This is a genomic window from Xanthomonas phaseoli pv. dieffenbachiae (assembly GCF_008639345.1).
GTDB classification, from domain to species: domain Bacteria; phylum Pseudomonadota; class Gammaproteobacteria; order Xanthomonadales; family Xanthomonadaceae; genus Xanthomonas; species Xanthomonas phaseoli.
Genome location: NZ_CP041380.1, coordinates 4,441,429 through 4,460,614 on the forward strand (window position 1 = coordinate 4,441,429; position 19,186 = coordinate 4,460,614).

The following is a 19,186-nucleotide window of genomic DNA, read 5'->3' on the forward strand; positions in this document are numbered from 1 at the left end:
ACAAGCGTGCAGCCAATCCAGGAGCGCTCTGACGGGAGAATGCAGTCGATCGCAGGGATTGCGTGCGTGGCGAAGAAGGGCCAACAACAACACTGCGCAGCCGCCAGGCAGGTGCGGACGCCGGTCGGAATCGGCATGCGCAACGCGTACGCCGCGGCTCTGAGCGCGTTGTCCACATCCACCCGCCGCCTGCTCGCTACCCGTAGTTAGCCAACTCAAGAGCAAATCACCTGTGGCTTGGCTGCAGAACCCTTGCCCGTCCACCATGCAAACACGCCGCAAGTACTTACTTGGACGTGCTCCTGCACGAACGCTGCGCAGAAGGTCCCACGACGGTGAGCGGACAGGGACACGTTGAGATGGTCGCTGCGCACAATGTTCACTTAGACAAGCAGCAAATTGTCTGGTGCGGTGTCCTCGCCGCTTGCGGGACCGTTGGCGGCATGAATGCCGCCATCGAGCCTACAAGGATGTACTGCGGCGTGTCCCGCAAGCGGCGAGGGCACCGCGCACTCGACTGATCGGCTTTTAAACAACGTGACAATTCGCCACAGCGTTCGAGCGGCGGCATCAGCCGCTCCAGGAGCGCTAACCCGTACGCGCCGCACGATCCAGCCAACAGCCCAGCCCTTGCGCGTTGAGCTCGATATCTGTTGCCAGCAGCCGCTCCACGGCGGCATCGTCCAACCGACACTCATGTTGGCGCGCGCGTTCCAAATACAATTGGGTCAACGCCGCCACCATGCAGCGATGCCGGTCCGGACGCTGCGTGCAACCCAGCGCAATGTCGGTCATCGCATGAATCTGCTCGCCCAGCGCCCGCGCCAACGGTCCTGGCGAGGTGACACGGCCGTAATGGGTCAGATACATCGCCTCTGGTGCGGCCTCCATCAGGCGCGCGATCGACTGCAGCATGGCCTCGGGTTCGAACTGCACCGGTGAAGACGTCGGCAGGATGAAGGCGCCACGCGCACTGTCCAACTGGCGATACGACAGGCCGAAGGTGTCGCCGGTGAACCAGCTGCGGCTGCGCGCATCCCACACACACAGATGATGGCGCGCATGCCCCGGCGTCTCGAGGGTGCGCAGCGCGCGCTCACCCAGCATCACGGTATGACCCTCGCCCGCCGCCACCACGCGCTCGGCCGGCACCGGCTCGATAACGCCGTAATTGCGCGCCATCTCCGCCTCGCCATACACCGCGGTGGCGCCGGCAATCAGCCGCGCAGGGTCGATCAGGTGCGGCGCACCGCGCGGATGCACCAGCACCTGCGCATTGGGCAAATGCCGCAACAAGGCCCCTGCACCGCCAGCATGATCCAGATGCACATGGGTCAGGATCAACCACTCCACCTGCGCTGGCGACAACCCGGCCGCCTGCACCGCGGCCAGCACCTGCGGTACCGATAGCGAGGTACCGCAATCGATCAAGGCAGCGTGCTGCGCTTGGATCACCAGATACGCCGCGTCGAATTGCACGCCACCAAAGCCGGTATCGATGGTGTGGATGTTGAATTCGGCTGTCGCTGTCATTGGCACCCCGCCGCGGCTGTCGAAACTGCAGTGTAGGCCCAAGCCTGGCGTCGCTGTCGTGCATGTTGCCACAGGCACGAGCTTACCCAGCCGCGACGCCCCACTCTCCGCCTGCTGCACCGCGCAGTTCACGCCTCGCGCAAGGCATCCATCGCGGCAAGAATCACGCCCGCATCCACTTGCGCATGCACGCCCGGCAGCTGCAAATCGCTGGCCTGGGTAGCCTGCTTCAGCCGTGCGATCACCTGTCCGGCATCGCGTGGCGAAGCGAAGCCCTCGCTCTGCAGCAGCAATGCACCCGCGCCATCGTTCAACTTGAAATAGAACTGCCCATCGCTTTCGCGATATTGCTTGAACACCGGCAGCGCGATCTTTTCGCTGGCCTGCACCGCCGCGGTGGCGGCCTGGCTGGACAGATCGCGCAAGCCCACCGCATCGCGCAACTCGGCCAGCAGCGGGGTGGCATAGCGCGCGCGCAGACGTGCACCACCGGCGCGCAGAATCGCTTCGATCTTGGCTGGCTCTGCCATCAACGCCTCGTAGCGTGTACGCAGCGGCGCAATCTCTTGATCGATCCGCTCGAACAGCTGCTGCTTGGCATCGCCCCAGCCGATGCCATCGGCAAACGCCTGCGCAAAAGCCGCAGATTCCTGCGGCGTGGCAAATGCCTGGTACAGCTGAAACAACGCCGACCCCTGCGTGTCTTTCGCTTCGCCGGGCGCACGCGAATCGGTAAGGATGGAATACACCAGCTTGCGCAATTCCTCGCGCGGTGCGAACAGTGGAATGGTGTTGCTATAGCTCTTGCTCATCTTGCGGCCGTCCAGGCCCGGCAAGGTGGACACCTGCTCGTCGATCACCACTTCGGGCAAGGTAAAAAAGTCGCGCCCGTAGACATGATTGAACCGCTGCGCGAAATCGCGTGCCATTTCGATGTGCTGGATCTGGTCGCGCCCCACCGGCACCTTGTGCGCATTGAAGATCAGGATATCGGCCGCCATCAGCACCGGATACATGAACAAGCCTGCGGTGACACCGGCATCCTCGTCCTCGCCATCGGCGCGGTTCTTGTCCACTGCCGCCTTGTAGGCATGCGCGCGATTGAGGATGCCCTTGCCGGCCACGCAGGTCAGCAACCACATCAACTCGGTGGTTTCGGGCACATCGGACTGCCGGTAGAACCACACCTTGTCCGGGTCCAGGCCGCAGGCCAGCCAGGTGGCGGCGATTTCCAGCGTCGAACGCTGCGTACGCGCCGGGTCCTGGGCCTTGATCAGGCTATGCAGATCGGCCAGGAAATAAAAGCTCTCCGCATCGGCGCCGGCACTGGCCTGGATGGCCGGGCGGATTGCACCGACGTAATTGCCCAGATGCGGGGTGCCGGAGGTGGTGATGCCGGTAAGGACACGGGTGGTCATCGACGTCATGCCAGGGTGGGGTAGCCCCCAAGTTTAGCGGTTCCGCACTTTTGCCACCGCCGCACCGGCACCGGGGGTTGGCTCGACGCCCGAACGCAGGACGGGCCGCACCGGGCGGCCTGTCGTCTGCACGCTGCTCGCCTCAACCGGCGGCAGGTCGGCGCACCCTTCAGGTGTCGTCGCGCAACGACTTTTCGAATGCGCGCACTTCAGTCTGGGCGCGGTCGCGATCCCAGCCATAGCGCTCCTGAAGCTTGCCCTGCAGATATTCGGCATTGCCTTCGGCAACCTTGAAATCGTCGTCGGTAAGATCGCCCCACTTGGCCTGGGCCTTGCCCTTCAACTGGGTCCACTTGCCGGAAATGATGTCACTGTTCATGCGATGACTCCGCTGATGCGGTCGCGATTGACCGTGGCACCAGCGTGCCCACGCGTGCGTTGGTCCTGGATCAAAAGGTGTCAAACCGCCGATCACCGCACTGAACCGCTGCCCACTGCCATCGCGGGCCTCGCAGCGCGCTGCAGCGCTGGCGGCAGGCGTGCCTTCCACGTAGAGCGCGCACAAAAAACGGGCCTTGCGGCCCGTTTGTCTGCACGCGGCGAAAGATTACTTACGCGCTGCGTCTTCCACCTTCTCGCCAGCGCCCTGCACGTCCTTGCCGGCACCTGCGACGGTGTTGCAACCCGCCAGCATTCCCACCGACAACATCGACAGCACCAGCAGCACAATTGCACGCTTCATAACATACTCCTCATGGGTAAAGCGGCGCGTTGCCGCAGATCGATCAATTCAACAAGACCACGCGATGTGGCGGATCAGCACTTACCGTCGCTGCACTTTTCGGCCGTTTTCTCGACCTTGTTGCCCGCACCCTGCATGTCCTTGCCGGCGCCGGCCACGGTGTTGCAGCCCGTCATCACGCCGGCCGAAAACAGGCCCAGCACCATCAGTGTCAGCAGTCGCTTCATCGCTTGTCCTCGTTCTATCACGGTGCCAGCGCACCTGGCTTGGCGCCAAATCTGACTGCGCGGCCGTGGATTTGATGTGAACGCGGCGCGGTGCGCTCGGTACGGATCAATCGCGCATCAGCGTCGACTTGCCAAACAGGCTTTCGACCAGATCCACCGCCAGTTCGGCGGTCGCATTGCGGTTGTCCAGCACCGGGTTGAGCTCGACGATATCCAGCGACCCCATGCGCCCGGTGTCGGCAATCATTTCCATCACCAATTGCGCCTCGCGGTAGTTGGGGCCACCGGGCACGGTGGTGCCCACGCCCGGCGCGATGCTGGGGTCGAGGAAATCCACATCGAAACTTACGTGCAGGTGCGTATCGGCGCTTATGCCCTGCAATGCCGCTTCCATGGTGCGCTTCATACCGGCTTCGTCGATGTAGCGCATGTCGTACACATCGATGCGGTGCTGCTTGATCAGCCGCTTCTCCTCCGGGTCCACCGAGCGGATGCCGATCTGCCGCACCTGCTCGGGCAACAACGCCGGCGCACTGCCACCCAGGTGCGTCAGCGCCTCGGGGCCCAGCCCGCACAGGCAGGCCACCGGCATGCCGTGCACGTTGCCCGAAGGGGTCACCTCGCTGGTGTTGAAATCCGAATGCGCATCCAGCCACAGCACCCGCAACGGCCTGCCCTGCTCGCGGCAGTACTTGGCCACCGCCGTGATCGAGCCGATGCCCAGGCAATGGTCGCCACCGAGCATGACCGGCATGCGCTCGGCACGCAGTTCGGCATAGCTGGCGTCCATCAGCGCCTGGTTCCACGCCACCACTTCGTCCAGATGCCGGTAGCCGGCCTGCGGCGCCTGCCAGGGATTGCGCGGGCCATCCAGATTGCCCAGATCGCGCACCTCCACGCCGCGGCCGACCAGCGCCTCCTGCAGGCCGGCGATGCGTAGCGCCTCCGGCCCCATGCGCGCACCTCGGTGGCCCGCACCGATGTCGGTGGGGACGCCAATCAAGGAAACCGGCACGTACTGCGTTGCCATACATTGCTCCAGTAGCGATAAAGCCGTGCAGTCTAGTTGCCCGCCCGCACAGTGACGCGCGGCAGCGCAGCACGCATGTCGCCCGTACTGAACATTGCGCGCAAACGCGAGGTTTAGATCTGCCTCGTCGCGCCGCTAACGTGACGTACCAAGGCACGTTGTGGCGCACCGGACTTTGCCGATTCTGCCTGTCTGACCGCCCAGTTAAGCACCACGGGCGAGCGTGGCAGCCTGCTCGGATCCGGGTGGTATGGTGCGCCGCCCGGCGCGCCACACCATGCACGTACGCGCCCGGGCCATCACGCAACAGGGGGATTTTCATGCCGCACAACGCCGTCAACCAGGTCGTCAAGGCTGCCGTAGGCGAAGTCCCGCGGGCGCTGCATTTCTACGATCTGCCGCGCATCGGTCACGAGTTTGCGCAGACCATCGAACGTGAGCCGGGCATCCGTCTGCTGATGCTTTCCACTGCCGACGGGCGTGCCATCACCGAACGTTCCAGCCTGGATGTGGACAGTCGCCGGCTTGCCGCGATGGCCAATTCGTTCCTGACCCTGGGCGAGACCCTGGCGCGCGAATCCAGCCTGAAAGAGGCCGATTACGCCACCATCAGCACGCGCGCCGGGCAGCTGGTGCTGATCCGCATCCGCGCCGACAAGCCACTGACGCTTACCGCGGTGGGCAGTAGCGACATCAATGCCGCTGCGCTGTTGTTCAACGCGCGCGATTGCGCCGGCCGCCTCGCCACCGTGTTGACGCCGCCGCAAGGCTGAACACTTGGCACTGTTCGTGCATGCCGCAAGGCACCCATTCCTCATCGTTCGTAAGGACCACACGTGTCAAAACTCAATCTGGAACACCTGCATTCGCTGGCCGGCTTCGTCGGCGCGGCGCTGGTCGATAGCGACAGCGGCATGGCGCTGGGCATGACCGGCGGTGCCGAGCTCAACCTGGAACTGGCGGCGGCCGGCAACACCGAAGTGGTGCGCGCCAAGCGCCGTATCGCCGAACAGCTCGGCCTGAACGACACCATCGAAGACATCCTGATCACGCTTGCACGCCAGTACCACCTGCTGCGCCCGCTGGAAAGCAACAGCACGCTGTTCCTGTATGTCGTGCTGGACCGTGCCAAGGCCAACCTGGCCATGGCCCGTCACGAGCTCAAGGCGTTCGAGAAAACCCTCGATTTCGGTTGATGCCCACGGCGCATTGCCAGCGCATCGCCTGATCCAGCCTGCCGGTGCAGACCGGCAGGCATCTCGCAATCCAATGCGCCGTTACGGCGCCAGCTCATGACCACACCCATCAACGCCATGCGGGTCGCCACGGCCGGCCTGGACCTGCTGCACACCACACGCCTGAAACTGGCGTGCTCGCTGCTGCTCGCCGACCGCATCGACGTGCAGTTGGGCCCGTGGCCGCAGCACGCAGCCGATGTGGTGGTCCTGGGCCTGGACAGCGCCGATGGCTTGGCTGCCTGGCAGGCATTGCAGGGGCAACCGGTGCGTGTGCTGGTGGTGTCGCGCACGCCCATGGCCGGCGCGTGGATCAAGCACGGCGCCACCGTGCGCGAACTCAACGAACACGTGCGCTTGCTGCTGTCCTCGCCGCGCGCCACCCCGGTCGCGGAGCCGGCCTTGCTGCTGCGGCACTGCCGCGGCGAATTCGGCGCCGGCGCAGTGACGCTGCAGCATGCGCAGTTGCACGTGCGTGTGGACCCGCGCAATGGGTGCGTGCAGTTGCCCGCTGGCGTGGCGCTGGCAGAGGTGATCGCCGCGCTGGACCGCTCGGGCTGGCACGTCGTGCCCGACCCTGCCGCAACCGCGCTGCCCCAGCGCATTTCCTTCGAAGCGCTGTATTTCGCCCTGCCCGAGCATCTGCGCCAGGCGCTGCCGGCGGTGGAACCCAGCCATGCGCTGCAATTGCGCCAGTGGCCGGAGTTGACTGCAGAAACCAGCTCGCCAGCCCAGTTGCTGGCCATCGCCCACCTGCATGCGCGCCCCTGGCGCCCGCAGGCGCTGGCCAATGCTTGCAAGCTGCCGCTGCAGACGGTGGAATGCCTGTTCGCCGCTGCACTCGCCAGCGGCCTTGCCCAGACTGCGGAGATTCCCGTGCCTGCAACGCAGCACCGCCCAGATGGCGGCAACACGCGGTTCTTTTCCTGGGTCGCCCGTCGGTTCGGCCTTTCCCTTTTCCAGGCGCAGTCATGAGTCTTCCAGCCAACAAGCTGGTGTTCGTCGGCGGCATGGGCGCCGGCAAGACCACCGCGGTGCGCTCCATCTCCGATGTGGAGCCGGTGAGCACCGAAATGCCGCTCAGCCAGGATGCCTACGGCGACAAGACCTACACCACCGTCGCGCTGGACTACAGCTCGATCGAGCTGGAAGACGGCGAGCTGCTGCATGTCTACGGTGTGCCAGGCCAGAAATACCTGGATTTCATGTGGCCGCTGGTGTGCGACGGTGCGCTGGGTGTCATCGTGCTGACCAACGCACGCGACCCGCAGATGCTCACAGCCACGCTGGAGTTGTTGCGCGAGTTTGCGCAGATCGCACCCGAGGCCAGCCTGGCGGTGGGCATCACCATGACCGATGAAGTCGAGGATTTCCTGGTGCCGCCCTTTCGCGACGCCTTGGTGGCCGAAGGCTTCCGCGTGCCGGTCATGCGCGTGGATGCGCGCTCGGCGACCCAGATCACCTTCCTGGTGAAGTCGCTGCTGTCCTATCGCTACACCTCGGCGAACAGCTGATCCAAAGCATGCTTGGCGCGGGTACTGGGTACGGCACGCAAGACAAGGAATCTGGTCACGACGGTGCCTGAGCGGGCGTCACGCGGGGGATGCCGCCTCTAGGGTAGCGGCGACGCGTCCGTTTTCCTTGAAGCCAAAACACGACTCAGTCGCGAGACGCGTGTGCAGTGTGTCTGACTTGTTCAGTATGGCCCGCGGGAAGAAGCCAGGATATCGGGACATTTCCGACATCGCGCAGGACATACCGCCGATAAGTCATCGGCAATAGAGGCGCCGCGCGCGTCGGATCCTTCGACCCCATCGACGCCGTGCCCCTCAAGCACGACACGGCAGCGCCCGCACTGCAGCGTCGCGCCTGCAATGCACTGTGCGGCCGAGTTTCGCCAGCGCGGGTCGCGATGGCTGCATGCTCTTCACCGCCGTGCTGCCGGTTAGGGTCCATCGCCACGATCAGATAAAGTAGCGCGATGACAATCGAACTGAAGCCCGGCGGCTTGCTGATCGCCATCGAAGGCATCGACGGCGCGGGCAAGACCACGCTCGCCCGCCGCCTGGCCACTACCCTTGAAGCGGCCGGCGCGCGCGTCGTGCTGAGCAAGGAGCCCACCAACGGCCCGTGGGGCACCCAATTGCGCCAGTCCGCCGCCACCGGCCGCCTGAGTGCAGAGCAAGAAGCCGAGCTGCTCATCCGCGACCGCCACGAACACGTGGACACCTTGATCGCGCCCGCGCTGGCACGCGGCGACATCGTCATCCTGGACCGCTACTTTCCCTCGATGGTGGCCTACCAGGGCGCGGCCGGTCTGCCGCTGGACGAACTCCTGGAGCGCAACGCCTTCGCGCCGCGCCCCGACGTCCTGCTGCTGCTCGACCTGCCCCCGCCCACCGGCCTGGCCCGTATCCGCGCCCGCGGCGATGCGCCCAACCACTTCGAAACCCAGGACAACCTGGAACGCTGCCGCGCGATCTTTGCCGCGCTGGACTTGCCCGGCAAACACGTGATGGAGGCCAGTGCCGATGCCGACAGCGTGCTGCGCCAGGCCCACGCCATCATCGTGGCCGCATTGGCCGACCGATTGAGCGGCGATGCAGCGAAGGCCGACACCGGCAAGGCCGCACTGGAACTGCTCTCGGCCGGTCGCCCGGCCTGATTGCTGCACCTCGCATCGCGCGATCAACATCGCGCGATGCACCTGACATGGTGCACGCCACTTGCAGCGGCGACCAAACGGTGCGGGCAGCCTTCAGCTGAGCGTGGATAGCGCGCTCAAACACCGGAGCGCGACGCACCCTCCGGCTTACAAAACGCTGGGTGCGATAAAGGTTCGTCGGGACAGATGGCGGCAGGCAACGCGCCATGGTGCCTGGTAACCAGTTGATGCAAAGATTCCACACCGCATCGCGTGCCCGAATCGCCGCAACGTCAACTGTAATTGCCACGTCTGCGTGGATCGAAAATGGTGCCGACACCCGGATTCGAACTGGGGACCTACCGCTTACAAGGCGGTTGCTCTACCAACTGAGCTATGCCGGCGAAGGCAGGCGCGTTGCGCGCCGGTGCGCATTCTAGCGCAGCGCGGCGCAATCTAGCGAACGCTGACGCGTGGCACCGGCAGCCCCTTGCAGGACGCTGGGGGCCGTACTGGTGCGGACATCGATCCACCAGCGCGACTGCCCATTGCCGCTGGGCACCAGTTGCGCCGGGAATCCTGCGCCGACCAGGCTGGCCTGGCGCCGCTCGGCGCGCTCGCGGCTCTGGTACTGGCCCAGCGCCACGGTGTTGTCCTCGCCCTGCGCGATCACGTAGTAATCGCCCATCCCGGCCGCGGCAATGCGCTTGACCAGGGCCTGTGCCGCCGCGCGATCGCCCACGTTGGGCAACATCACCCGAAACGTGCTGATGCCGGCGTCCTTGTCCTCGCGCACGCTGGCGCGACTGGCCTGCCCACGCACGCGTGCCAGCGCCGCATCGGCATCGGCACGTGCAGCGAATGGCCCAAGGCTGGCGCAGCGCTCTGCGGCAGGCGGGGATGGCGCGGGTGATGGTTGTGCCGCCGTCGTGGCGACGCCATTGGCCGGTTTCGCAGCGGCGTTCGCCGCTGCCGACGTCTCAGCTGCACCGCGCGGCGCTTGCGCTGCGGCAGTGGTGGCCGCTGGCGGCGCTGCAGACGTTGACGCCGAAGGACCGGCAACTGCCGGCGTGGGTACAGATGCAGGCCCAGATGCTGGCGATGGCGATGGCGCCGGTGCAGTCGACGCACGCCCTGCCGCAGCCGTCGATTCGGTAGGCGCTGCAGCCGGCCGCACGGGCCCGCCAGCACCGGTTACCGTCGGCAGTAATTCCAGCCGCGCCACACCGGTCGGCTGCAGCGGCGCCGGCGGTGGTGCCGGCGGCGGCTGCAAGGCCCACCACAACGCCACCCCGGCATTGAGGACGATCAAGACGACGATGAGCGCACGAACGTACATGCCTGGATTCTACGGTGACGACGCGGCGGTCGCCCACGTCGCCAGACCGTCCAGCACCAGGGCCGCGCGGAACGTGGCATCGGGCAACAGCGGCAGCAACGGCGGCGCGCCACCGCCATGCACCAGCAGCCGCACCGGCACGCCCAGGCTGCGTTGGGCGTGCTGCAGGCTGCGCTCGATCAGCGCCACCGCCGCGCCATCGCAGCCGGAGGTCAAGGCATCGTCGGTGTCGATGGCCAGCTCGACGTAATCGCCGCCGCTGGCCGGCAGTTGCACCGCGCGCGCATGCAGCGCTTCGCGCATGGTAGTCGGCGAGGCGGCGATGCGGCCGCCGTGATGCAGGCCATCGGCGCCGAGCACGTCGATGGTCAATGCGGTGCCCACGCCGGCCACCAGCACCGGCGCGTCGCCGCGCGCGCCCAGCAACGCCAGAAAGCGATCCACGCCGAAGCGGCTCGGGTCGGCGTAAGCAATACGGATGCCGGCGCATTCGGCGGTGGTCCGCACGATGCGCACCTGCGTAAAGCGCTCCTGCAGGCAGGCGATCATGCGTTGCGTCAATGCCGGTGCGGCCACGCTGGCGACATAGGCAATACGCCCGGACGGCAGCGCCGCCAGCGCCGCCGCGTCCATCGCTTCGGCGCCATGCGCCCATGCCTGCACCTGGCCGGCACGGTTGCCATGCAGCGGCGCGTACTTGAAGCGCGAATTTCCCAGGTCGAACAACCACTCGCTCATGCAGGTCTCACGCTTACTTCTCCGGAGTGGAACAGACGCACCGTCTCGCCCAGTTGCACCCGCAACGCACCATCGGCCGCCAGGCCGAGCGCGACGCCACGATGGCAGGTGCCGGCCTCTTCGACCTGCACCGCACGCCCGCTCAAGACATCCAGGCCTGCATAACGCCCCAGAAACGGCGCCAAGCCCTGCGCCTCGAACAGGTCCAGTGCCGGCAGCAACCCGGACAGCACCGCTGCCGTCACCTGGTCGCGCGACACCGGCCTGCCCGCCAGGGTATCCAGGTCGATCCATGGCTGGTCGATGCCGGCCGCTGCCGTCGCCGGCATGTGCACGTTCAAGCCCAGCCCGATCACTGCACGCGCGTTGCCGGCCATCTCGCCGCCGCCTTCGATCAGCAGGCCGCCCAGCTTGCGCTGCCGCGCCAGCAGATCGTTGGGCCACTTCAGCCCGACATCGGCGAACCCGCAACCACGCAAGGCTTCGGCCACTGCAACACCCACGGCCAAACTCAGGCCGGCGAGTTGGCCCAGCCCGCCATTGAAACGGCGCGAGGCCGACAGATAGATGTGCGCGCCCAGCGGCGAGGTCCATTGACGCCCGCGCCGGCCGCGGCCGCCGGTCTGACGCTCGGCCAGCAGCACCGCCACGCCCTGGTCGGGCGCCGGCTGCGCCAGCAAGGTGGTGTTGGTGGATTCCAGCGTCCAGGCCACATCCAGTGCCGCCAACCCAGCGGCCGCGTCGGGTGCCATGCCGGCGCGGATACGCGCCGCATCCAGCAGATCCAATGGCGCGGCCAGGCGATAGCCGTCACCGGCACGTCCTTCGATGTCGACACCGGCCGCGCGCAGATTCTGGATGCGCTTCCACACCGCCGCGCGGGTCAGCCCGGCATCGCGCGCCAACGCATCGCCGGACAGCCGGCCACCGGCGAGTTTGGCCAGCAACGCACGGTCATCCACGGCTGCGGCGGGCGATGCGGCGTGAGGTGGCGACGGCGCGGGCTGCAGCACCTGGAGGCAATACCTGCGCAGCGCAGCCGGTCTGTCGCCGGGACAAGGCGCGCGAGGCAGCATCGACGGGCCAGACCATGCGTACCGTCGGCGCGGTGACCGACCGCACCGAGCCTGCGCCCTGCCGCTGACCAGCGCGCGCGCGCGACCAATCTCCCGCAGCGCCTACGCTGCGCCGCCGGCCGCCGACGCCTTTCATCTCACAGTGCATTGCGCGCAAAGTCCCCGAATCCATCCGCCAAAGTATGCGCCAAGCCCTCCCGGGCGCCCAGCGCGGCTTGCGTGAGGGAGTGAAAAGCGCGTTATGATCGGCGACTCACGCCGCTTGCCCTGGATGTGGACGATGCGCCGAATCACGGTTTGCCTGCTCCTGTTGTTGGCTCCGCTTGCCGCCCTGGCATCGGACCAGCTGATCGACGGCGATCATGACAGCTGCATCAGCACCAATTCGGCCGCACGCGGCAGGACACCGGCGCCCGAAGCGGCACCGGCACGCAACAGCCCTCACAAGGCCACGCCGTCCACCGGCGGCGGCGGCGGCAGCGATGGCGATTCGTTATTCCCGCGCATGCGCACGATGCCGCGCTGGCACAGTTTCCTGCCGGGCATGTTCCGCTGATCCAGTGGTTGACGCGCTGGCTGCGCCGGCCGCCTCCCGACATTGCTGAGGCGCTGTGGCAGCGGCTGTGCGGCAGTTGCGCCTGGGTCGCCGCGCTCGATCCACCCCGCCAGCAACGTCTGCGCGCGTTGACCGCGCAGTTCCTGCAGCAAAAGACCATTTCGCCTGTCGACGGGCTGCTGCTGCAACCGAACGATCACCTCGTGCTGGCCGCGACCTGCTGCCTGCCGCTGCTGGAAATCGGCGCCACCGGTTGGCGCGGCTGGTCGCAGCTGATCGTGTACCCGGACGCGTTCCGCGTGCAGCGCACCCACCTGGATGCGGCCGGGGTGATGCATGCCTGGGACGACACCCTGATCGGCGAAGCCTGGGAGCAAGGCCCGCTGATCGTCAGCTGGGCCGACGTGCAAGCCGACCTGGACGACCCGCAGGCGGGCTTCAACGTGATCGTGCATGAGATGGCGCACAAGCTCGATGCACTGGATGGCGCGCTCGACGGCACGCCGCCCCTGCCACGCGATGCGCAACGCGCCTGGGCACGCGATTTCCAGCATGCCTACGATATGTTTTGCGAACGCGTCGATGCGGGCGAAGACACCCAGATCGATCCGTATGCCGCCGAAGCCCCGGAGGAATTCTTCGCGGTGGTCAGCGAATATCACTTCTCCGCACCGCACGTGCTTTTGCGCACGATGCCGCAGGTCGCTTTGCATCTGGAACGGTTCTACGGACGCTCGCCGTTTGCAGATTCCGCGCAACGGTAATGTGCCGCGTCGCGGGGCGGCGTACGGTATCGCCGTTGGCAGAGGCAACCTGCAGCCGTCATTTGAAGCAGATGCCGCATCATCGATGCAAACCGGCGTTCGATACCACGCACATGACCTGGCCTGTGCGATCGCTCGCCATCCAGACTCACACCAATCCAAGGTCGCGTGGCGTGGCACCCGGGAACACCCGCTCCAACTGCGCCGGCGACAGCCCCCACAAACGGCCGAGCATCCCGCCGAACAGGCTGCGGTAGTTGTTGAGCACCGGGTAATCGCGGTTCTGCAGCAGCTTCGCCTGTTCGACCGCCACCTGCTCGCCCGCGATGCGGCCGCCGCGCACGCCACCGCCCAGCACCCAGTAGGTCGTGCCATGGCCATGATCGGTGCCCTTGCTGCCATTCTCGCGGAAGGTGCGGCCGAATTCGGAGATGACCACCACCACGGTGTCGTTCCAGGCCGGGCCCAACGCATCGGCATAGGCCGCCAGCCCTTCGCCGAGATTGCGCAGGTTGTTGGCCAGGCCACCTTCCACACTGCCCTGATTGGCATGCGTGTCCCAGCCACCGACATCGACGAACCCCAGGCGATAGCGCTCGCGCATCAAAGTGGCCATGCGCCGGGTTTCATCGGCGAATGTACGTGCACTGGCGGCGCCACGGCCGGCCTGCTCCATCTCTTCGCGCAACTGCGCGGTGACCTGCTGACGCAGCGCCAAGCCCTCGCGCGCAGCGGCCGCCAGCGGCGTGCTGTCGTACATCTGCGACAGGATCTGTGCCTGCCGCGCATCCAGCCCGCCTTTGCCGATACTGCGCAACGACACGTTGGGTAGATCGCCGCCGCCCTGGAACGTCAGCGGCAACGAATCGGTGAACGCGATGGCCGGCACGCCACTGAGCACCTCCGACAGGCGCGCCATGAACCCGGAACGGTAATCGCGATGCTTGCCGGCCTGGCCGGATTCGATATCGTCCTGGGTTTCGAAGTGGCTGCGCGACAGATCGTCGGTGCCAGCGAACGGCACGAACGCCACCTGCTTGCGTTCCCACAGTGGCAGCAGCGTCTCGCGCACCACCGGGTTGAGACCCCACTGCGCATTCAGCGCCAGCGCACTGTTTGAATTGCCGGCATCTGGCCGCGCAATCGCCAGGCTCGGCCGCGACTGGTAATAAAAATCGCTGCCATGCGGCACCAGCAGATTATTGCTGTCGTAGCCGCCACGCAGAAACACCACCAGCATGCGTGCGCTATCGCGTGGCGCAGCGAACAGACGACCGGCCCACGGCATGCTTGCAGCGGCTGCAGAGGCAAGCAGAAATCGACGTCGTTGCATGGTGTCCTCCCGTGGCGTTGACCGCCTGGTACTGGTTAGATCGTTGGATCGGTTTGTGCATCTGCGCGCATTGAATCGTCGGCGTTGCAGCAGATCTGAATCGGTGTGACTGCGTCAGCGGTAGTTGAAGTCAGGCGACGACAACAAGAATCCATTCCATTCGGCGGGCGAGCGCGCTTGCGTCAGTGCCTGCTGGGTCGCGGCAGACAGCGAGGGCGCCAGCCAGCGGTACGAGGGGCGCGTGTCGATTTGCGTCACTGCCGGAATCGGCGTGTCGGTGTCGCCGTCCAGGCGAAACAACTGCTTCGGTCCACCGCCGATCGAACGTGCCACCTCGAACCTGCGTGCCAGCTGCCCGGAACTGGTCCAGGCCTGCGACTGCAGCGACCAGCCATCGGGCGTGATGCGACCGAACAGCGGTTCACCCAGCTGCTGCACCCAGCTGGCCATTGGCGCGGCATTGATCACCGGTTGACCCTCGTACGCCACCCGCATCGCCGACACCACAAACCGGTTCGGGTCCTTGAACTTGCGCGGTTGCGCCTGCGCAAACTCCGGCGAGGCCAGCATGGTCTGCATGACCTTGGCGATATCGCCATCGCTGTGCTGGAAGGTATTGGCCATGCGCGTCACCAGTGCCGCAGGCGGCGCGTCGCTGACGAAGTACTCGGCCAAACGCTGCGAAATGAAATGCGCGCAAGCCGGCTGCCGCACCAACAGCTGCACGGCGTGTTCGATCTCATCCAGCCCACCGCCGGCAATGCGCTGGCCAAGCAGCATCTTGTCGCCGGGCTGATGACGCGCCGGATTGAATTCGAACAGGCCCTTGCGCACGACCTGCGCCTGCCCTGGCGCTGAAGGCGGCAACGGCGGTGCACCATTGGCCTTGATCGGCACCAGGCCCGCGCCGGTGAGGATCAGCGCCAGTTGCTGCACATCCTGCTGGCTGTAGCCGCCGTGCACGCCCAGCGTGTGCAGTTCCATCAACTCGCGTGCGTAGTTTTCGTTGACCTTGCCCTTGGCATTCTTGGCATTGTCCAGGTATTCCAGCATTGCCGGGCTTTCCAGCGTGGCCATCACCAGGTCGGCAAACTTGCCGGTGGCATTGGGGCGGATGGCGTTTTCCATGTAGTCGGCCGCCATCCACTTCACCCGGGCCTTGTCGGCATACACGCTGAAATGATTGAGCCAGAACCACACCAGTTGCTCGCGCAGCTGATCCGGCGCGTACACCGCGCGCAACAGTTGCGCCTGCCGCGCCTGCACCAGCATCTGGCCACCGCGCGCCTGCCACTGCTTGCGCAAGGCAACCTTCTCATCGCCATCGGGCATGGCCTGCAGGCGGACCTTGTCGGCTTCGTACTGGGTCAGCAAATCCACCAGCGGGGTGTGCAATGCATCGAAGCGCTGCAGCTGCGCGCGCACCGATGCGGGCAACGCAGCGTCGTCGCTAGGCTGCAACAGCAACGCACCAAGGCGCTTGGGGCCCAGCCGTGTCAGCTGCGCCGCGCTGCCGGCATCAACCCCATAGGTGGCCCGCTGCAGCCAGCGCATCTGGGATGGAGTCAGTGGCGCTTGTGCAGCCGTGCAAGTGAGTGCGCACAGGCTGCCGACCAACAGCGGCAGCAGCAGACGCCATCCTCGCGTGCGCCGCACGTGCGTAACACGCGGATGCACGCCTAAGGCCTGGCCAACTTGCTCGATCATGCAGCCCCTCCATCGCAACGGCTTGCCCGTCCAGTATGGGTAAGCCAACGCGTGAGGCGTTAAACGGTTGTCGGAACGCCAGCGCACATTGGCCACGGGTTCATCGGACCTGCGGCGGTCACAATCCCGGCGGCAGGGTCACATCGAAGCGGGCGCCGCCCAGTTCCTGCGAGCGCACCACCTGCAGCTCGCCGCGATAGCCCTTGATCAGGTCCTGCACGATGGACATGCCGATGCCATGCCCTTGCACACGCTCGTCGCCACGCACACCGCGCTGCAGAATCTTGGCCACGTCTTCCGGCGCGATGCCGGGGCCGTCGTCTTCCACCGACAGAATCAGGCCGGCACGACGGCTACCGGTGGTGGGCCCCGGTTTTGCGGTCAGCAGCACGCGGCTACGCGCCCACTTGAAGCCGTTTTCCAACAGGTTGCCGAGCAGTTCCTGCAGATCGCCCGGCTCGCCGTGAAAGCACGCTTCGGGGGAAATATCGAATTCGCACAACACGCCCTTGACCGAATACACCTTCTCAAGGCCACGCACGATTTCTTCGGCGGTCGGTTCGATCGGCAGCGGTGCCGCAAACAATTTGTGCCCGCTGGAAGCCGCACGCGCCAGCTGGTACGACACCAGGTCGTTCATGCGGCGCAACTGCACATCCATTTCTTCGTGCAAATCGCGCTCGGACGCGCCGCTATCCAGTTGGGTGCGCAGGACGGCAATGGGCGTCTTGAGGCTATGCGCAAGATCGGCCAGCGTGTTGCGCTGACGCTCCAGGTTGTCGCGTTCACTTTCGATGAAGGCATTGATGCTGTCGGTCAGCGGCTCCAGTTCGCGCGGATGCTGCTCGCTCATGCGCTGGATCTCGCCGCGCTGCACCTTGGTCAACTCGTTGATGACCCGCCGCAGCGGACGCAGGCTCCATTGCAGAATGAAGGCCTGCAGCACCAGCAACACCACGCCGGCACTGCCAAGGTAGAACCACACCGCGCCACGGAACACGCGCAGCTGCGCGCCCATCGAGCGCGCGTCCTCCATCACGTAGATGGTGTACGGAATCTCGCCGCCGTGTTCGCGTTCGACATAGCTCACGCCTAAGCCGTAGCGATACAGCTGGCCCAGGCTGCCGTCGATCTGGGTCATTTCCAGCGGGCCGATGAACTCTTCCTGGCGCGGCTCCAGCATGCGGCCGTGCGGAATGTTCGGGCCTTCGGCCGACATCGAGGTCCAGCTTTCGTCCGGACGGACCACTTCTACATAAAGCCCGCCGCCAGGCACGTCGAAACGCGGGTCGGGCGGTTGACCGCCGATGTACAGCGACCCATCGCGGACGAAATCGATATTGGCCGCATACGCGGAGGCGTAATTCTTCAGCCGCTCGCGCAGGTTCTTCTCTGCGGTGTCGGCAAACGCCACATCCAGCGCGTAACCGGCCAGCGCCAGGAAGGCCACCAGGCTGAGGCTGGCGGCCAGCAGCTGGCGGGCCTGCAATGAGCGCGGCCGCCAGCGTCTATACCACTTGGAGCGGCCCGGCACTTGGTCTTCCTGCTCGTTGACGCGCTGACTCAGCCTTCGGTACGCGGAATGGCGAAGCGATAACCGCGGCCACGCACGGTCTCGATCGGCTTGAGTTCACCATCGGGGTCGAGCTTCTTGCGCAGGCGACCGATGAACACTTCCAGCACGTTCGAATCGCGGTCGAAGTCCTGCTGGTAGATGTGCTCGGTGAGGTCGGCCTTGGAGACCAGTTCGCCAGCATGCATCATCAGGTACTCGAGCACCTTGTACTCGTAGCTGGTCAGATCGACGTTGGCGCCGTTGACGCTCACCGTCTGTGCTGCGAGATCCAACGCGACCGGGCCGCATTCCAGCGTGGGCTTGCTCCAGCCGGCAGCACGCCGCAGCAGCGCGTTGACGCGCGCCAGCAACTCTTCGACGTGGAACGGCTTGACCAGATAGTCGTCGGCACCCTGCTTGAGGCCCTCGACCTTGTCCTGCCAGCTCGAGCGCGCAGTCAGGATCAGCACCGGGAACTTCTTGCCTTCATCGCGCAGGGCCTTGATGAGCTCCATCCCCGACATCTTGGGCAAACCAAGATCGATGATGCCGACATCGAATGGCACCTCACGGCCCATGTACAGGCCTTCTTCGCCGTCCTGTGCAGCGTCGACCGCAAAGCCTTCGCGCTTCAGACGCGCCGCAAGGGTTTCGCGCAGCGGAGCTTCGTCTTCGACCAAAAGGATACGCATGCACTCTCCCTAGTTACGTTGTCGGCCAGTGGCCGGGGGAATTTATAAGACTGAACGCACAACTATCTACGTTCAGTGGTTATCGTCGCGTGGTGGCGCGTCGGGCGGCGAGTTACGCGCAGGCGCGGCCTGCGTCTGCTCCGGCTCATACACGGTGTGCACGCGCCCGTCCTTCATGTACTTGACCCGATTGAGATTGCCGCCATCGAACGGCACGCGCTCGGCGCCCAAGATTTGTCCACCGGTAGACCGCTGCACATGCCGAATGGTGTCCGACAGCGTGCGGCTGTTGCCGCGTGCCGAAGGCGGCATCGCCTCGCGTCCGCTCTGCACCATCGGATAGCCCTGGCCCCAGGCCGACGGCGCGGCCATGGCAACCCAGAGGGCAACCAGAGCGACTTGGCGAGCGCGGCAGGGCAGTTGGGTCACAAACAAATCCTAGCGGGTTGTTCAGAAACATTCAAAATTCGTGAAATCGACCACGTATAGCTGAAGGTCGAGCGTCGAAATAGAGGCAAATTCTTGATTTTTCGGGGTGAATCCGATCTGAACTTTTTAGCTTCACGTTAACGGCATTCAGTGAAATGAATAGCGATC

General features: G+C 65.5%; 23 protein-coding genes and 1 tRNA gene. 9 read left to right on the plus strand and 15 right to left on the minus strand.

The genetic code is table 11. From position 1 onward, the window contains the following. Positions 1 to 6: 6 nt before the first annotated feature. Both FLG15_RS19795 and FLG15_RS19800 read left to right on the plus strand, forming a co-directional pair. Entirely contained in the window at positions 7 to 210 is a 204-nt protein-coding gene (locus FLG15_RS19795) for a hypothetical protein (RefSeq protein WP_057687008.1), read from the plus strand. A gap of 20 nt (positions 211 to 230) precedes the next feature. Next, a complete protein-coding gene (locus FLG15_RS19800; RefSeq protein WP_057687007.1) occupies positions 231 to 521 on the plus strand; it encodes a hypothetical protein in 291 nt (96 codons plus the stop codon). A gap of 67 nt (positions 522 to 588) precedes the next feature. Here the strand turns inward: FLG15_RS19800 and FLG15_RS19805 are convergent, their stop codons facing one another. The 6 genes from FLG15_RS19805 to rocF form a co-directional block, all read right to left on the minus strand. Further along, a complete protein-coding gene (locus FLG15_RS19805; RefSeq protein WP_081022854.1) occupies positions 589 to 1,533 on the minus strand; it encodes an MBL fold metallo-hydrolase in 945 nt (314 codons plus the stop codon). 128 nt (positions 1,534 to 1,661) lie between these two features. Continuing rightward, complete coding sequence (locus FLG15_RS19810; protein WP_057679685.1) at positions 1,662 to 2,951, minus strand: tryptophan--tRNA ligase; 1,290 nt, start codon at positions 2,949 to 2,951, stop codon at positions 1,662 to 1,664. Between the two features lie 169 nt (positions 2,952 to 3,120). Further along, the gene (locus FLG15_RS19815; protein WP_003486601.1) at positions 3,121 to 3,330 is read right to left on the minus strand and encodes a CsbD family protein; all 210 of its coding nucleotides are present in this window, start codon (positions 3,328 to 3,330) and stop codon (positions 3,121 to 3,123) included. A gap of 228 nt (positions 3,331 to 3,558) precedes the next feature. After that, entirely contained in the window at positions 3,559 to 3,693 is a 135-nt protein-coding gene (locus FLG15_RS19820) for an entericidin A/B family lipoprotein (protein WP_005914328.1), read from the minus strand. A 74-nt stretch (positions 3,694 to 3,767) separates the two neighbouring features. Continuing rightward, positions 3,768 to 3,920 carry an entericidin A/B family lipoprotein gene (locus FLG15_RS19825; protein WP_003486606.1) on the minus strand — a complete coding sequence of 51 codons (153 nt, stop codon included), beginning with the start codon at positions 3,918 to 3,920 and terminating at the stop codon, positions 3,768 to 3,770. Between the two features lie 106 nt (positions 3,921 to 4,026). Next, a complete protein-coding gene (rocF, locus tag FLG15_RS19830) occupies positions 4,027 to 4,950 on the minus strand; it encodes an arginase (RefSeq protein ID WP_150147168.1) in 924 nt (307 codons plus the stop codon). A 320-nt stretch (positions 4,951 to 5,270) separates the two neighbouring features. On the opposite strand from rocF, the gene FLG15_RS19835 reads away from it, so the two are divergent. The 5 genes from FLG15_RS19835 (at position 5,271) to tmk (ending at position 8,850) form a co-directional block, all read left to right on the plus strand. After that, the gene (locus FLG15_RS19835) at positions 5,271 to 5,723 is read left to right on the plus strand and encodes a roadblock/LC7 domain-containing protein (protein ID WP_057679687.1); all 453 of its coding nucleotides are present in this window, start codon (positions 5,271 to 5,273) and stop codon (positions 5,721 to 5,723) included. A gap of 63 nt (positions 5,724 to 5,786) precedes the next feature. Next, positions 5,787 to 6,146, plus strand: coding sequence for a roadblock/LC7 domain-containing protein (locus FLG15_RS19840; RefSeq protein ID WP_003486613.1), 360 nt, complete (start codon positions 5,787 to 5,789; stop codon positions 6,144 to 6,146). 96 nt (positions 6,147 to 6,242) lie between these two features. Then, positions 6,243 to 7,160, plus strand: coding sequence for a hypothetical protein (locus tag FLG15_RS19845; protein ID WP_150147171.1), 918 nt, complete (start codon positions 6,243 to 6,245; stop codon positions 7,158 to 7,160). After that, positions 7,157 to 7,699, plus strand: coding sequence for a GTP-binding protein (locus tag FLG15_RS19850; RefSeq protein ID WP_017159094.1), 543 nt, complete (start codon positions 7,157 to 7,159; stop codon positions 7,697 to 7,699). Before FLG15_RS19845 ends, FLG15_RS19850 begins: the two co-directional genes overlap by 4 nt. A 467-nt stretch (positions 7,700 to 8,166) precedes the next feature. Continuing rightward, positions 8,167 to 8,850, plus strand: a complete 684-nt coding sequence (gene tmk, locus FLG15_RS19860) for a dTMP kinase (RefSeq protein WP_057679689.1) — start codon at positions 8,167 to 8,169, stop codon at positions 8,848 to 8,850. Between the two features lie 307 nt (positions 8,851 to 9,157). On the opposite strand, the gene FLG15_RS19865 is transcribed toward tmk, so the two are convergent. The 4 genes from FLG15_RS19865 to birA all read right to left on the minus strand — a co-directional run bounded on the left by FLG15_RS19865 (position 9,158) and on the right by birA (position 11,868). After that, a tRNA-Thr gene (locus FLG15_RS19865) sits at positions 9,158 to 9,233 on the minus strand. Between the two features lie 32 nt (positions 9,234 to 9,265). Continuing rightward, positions 9,266 to 10,168 (minus strand): SPOR domain-containing protein, encoded by a 903-nt coding sequence (locus FLG15_RS19870; protein WP_081022853.1) that lies wholly within the window; start codon positions 10,166 to 10,168, stop codon positions 9,266 to 9,268. Between the two features lie 9 nt (positions 10,169 to 10,177). Then, entirely contained in the window at positions 10,178 to 10,906 is a 729-nt protein-coding gene (locus FLG15_RS19875; RefSeq protein WP_003486621.1) for a type III pantothenate kinase, read from the minus strand. Then, the gene (gene birA / locus FLG15_RS19880; RefSeq protein ID WP_031327612.1) at positions 10,903 to 11,868 is read right to left on the minus strand and encodes a bifunctional biotin--[acetyl-CoA-carboxylase] ligase/biotin operon repressor BirA; all 966 of its coding nucleotides are present in this window, start codon (positions 11,866 to 11,868) and stop codon (positions 10,903 to 10,905) included. Before birA ends, FLG15_RS19875 begins: the two co-directional genes overlap by 4 nt. Before the next feature lie 355 nt (positions 11,869 to 12,223). On the opposite strand from birA, the gene FLG15_RS19890 reads away from it, so the two are divergent. Both FLG15_RS19890 and FLG15_RS19895 read left to right on the plus strand, forming a co-directional pair. After that, positions 12,224 to 12,538, plus strand: a complete 315-nt coding sequence (locus FLG15_RS19890) for a hypothetical protein (RefSeq protein ID WP_008576447.1) — start codon at positions 12,224 to 12,226, stop codon at positions 12,536 to 12,538. Positions 12,539 to 12,546: 8 nt separating this feature from the next. Further along, complete coding sequence (locus FLG15_RS19895; RefSeq protein ID WP_057679477.1) at positions 12,547 to 13,302, plus strand: M90 family metallopeptidase; 756 nt, start codon at positions 12,547 to 12,549, stop codon at positions 13,300 to 13,302. A 148-nt stretch (positions 13,303 to 13,450) separates the two neighbouring features. Here FLG15_RS19895 and FLG15_RS19900 read toward each other — a convergent pair whose 3' ends face one another. From FLG15_RS19900 to FLG15_RS19920, 5 genes are all read right to left on the minus strand, one after another. Then, on the minus strand, positions 13,451 to 14,635 hold the full coding sequence (locus FLG15_RS19900) for a DUF1501 domain-containing protein (RefSeq protein ID WP_057679476.1): 1,185 nt from the start codon (positions 14,633 to 14,635) through the stop codon (positions 13,451 to 13,453). Positions 14,636 to 14,749: 114 nt separating this feature from the next. Continuing rightward, positions 14,750 to 16,342: a DUF1800 domain-containing protein gene (locus FLG15_RS19905; protein ID WP_150147174.1), complete on the minus strand. Its 1,593-nt coding sequence runs from the start codon at positions 16,340 to 16,342 to the stop codon at positions 14,750 to 14,752. 118 nt (positions 16,343 to 16,460) lie between these two features. Continuing rightward, positions 16,461 to 17,831, minus strand: a complete 1,371-nt coding sequence (locus FLG15_RS19910) for an ATP-binding protein (protein ID WP_170922322.1) — start codon at positions 17,829 to 17,831, stop codon at positions 16,461 to 16,463. A gap of 74 nt (positions 17,832 to 17,905) precedes the next feature. Beyond that, positions 17,906 to 18,589, minus strand: a complete 684-nt coding sequence (locus FLG15_RS19915; protein WP_002808458.1) for a response regulator transcription factor — start codon at positions 18,587 to 18,589, stop codon at positions 17,906 to 17,908. 72 nt (positions 18,590 to 18,661) lie between these two features. Continuing rightward, complete coding sequence (locus tag FLG15_RS19920) at positions 18,662 to 19,024, minus strand: hypothetical protein (protein WP_017154912.1); 363 nt, start codon at positions 19,022 to 19,024, stop codon at positions 18,662 to 18,664. Positions 19,025 to 19,186 lie beyond the last annotated feature (162 nt).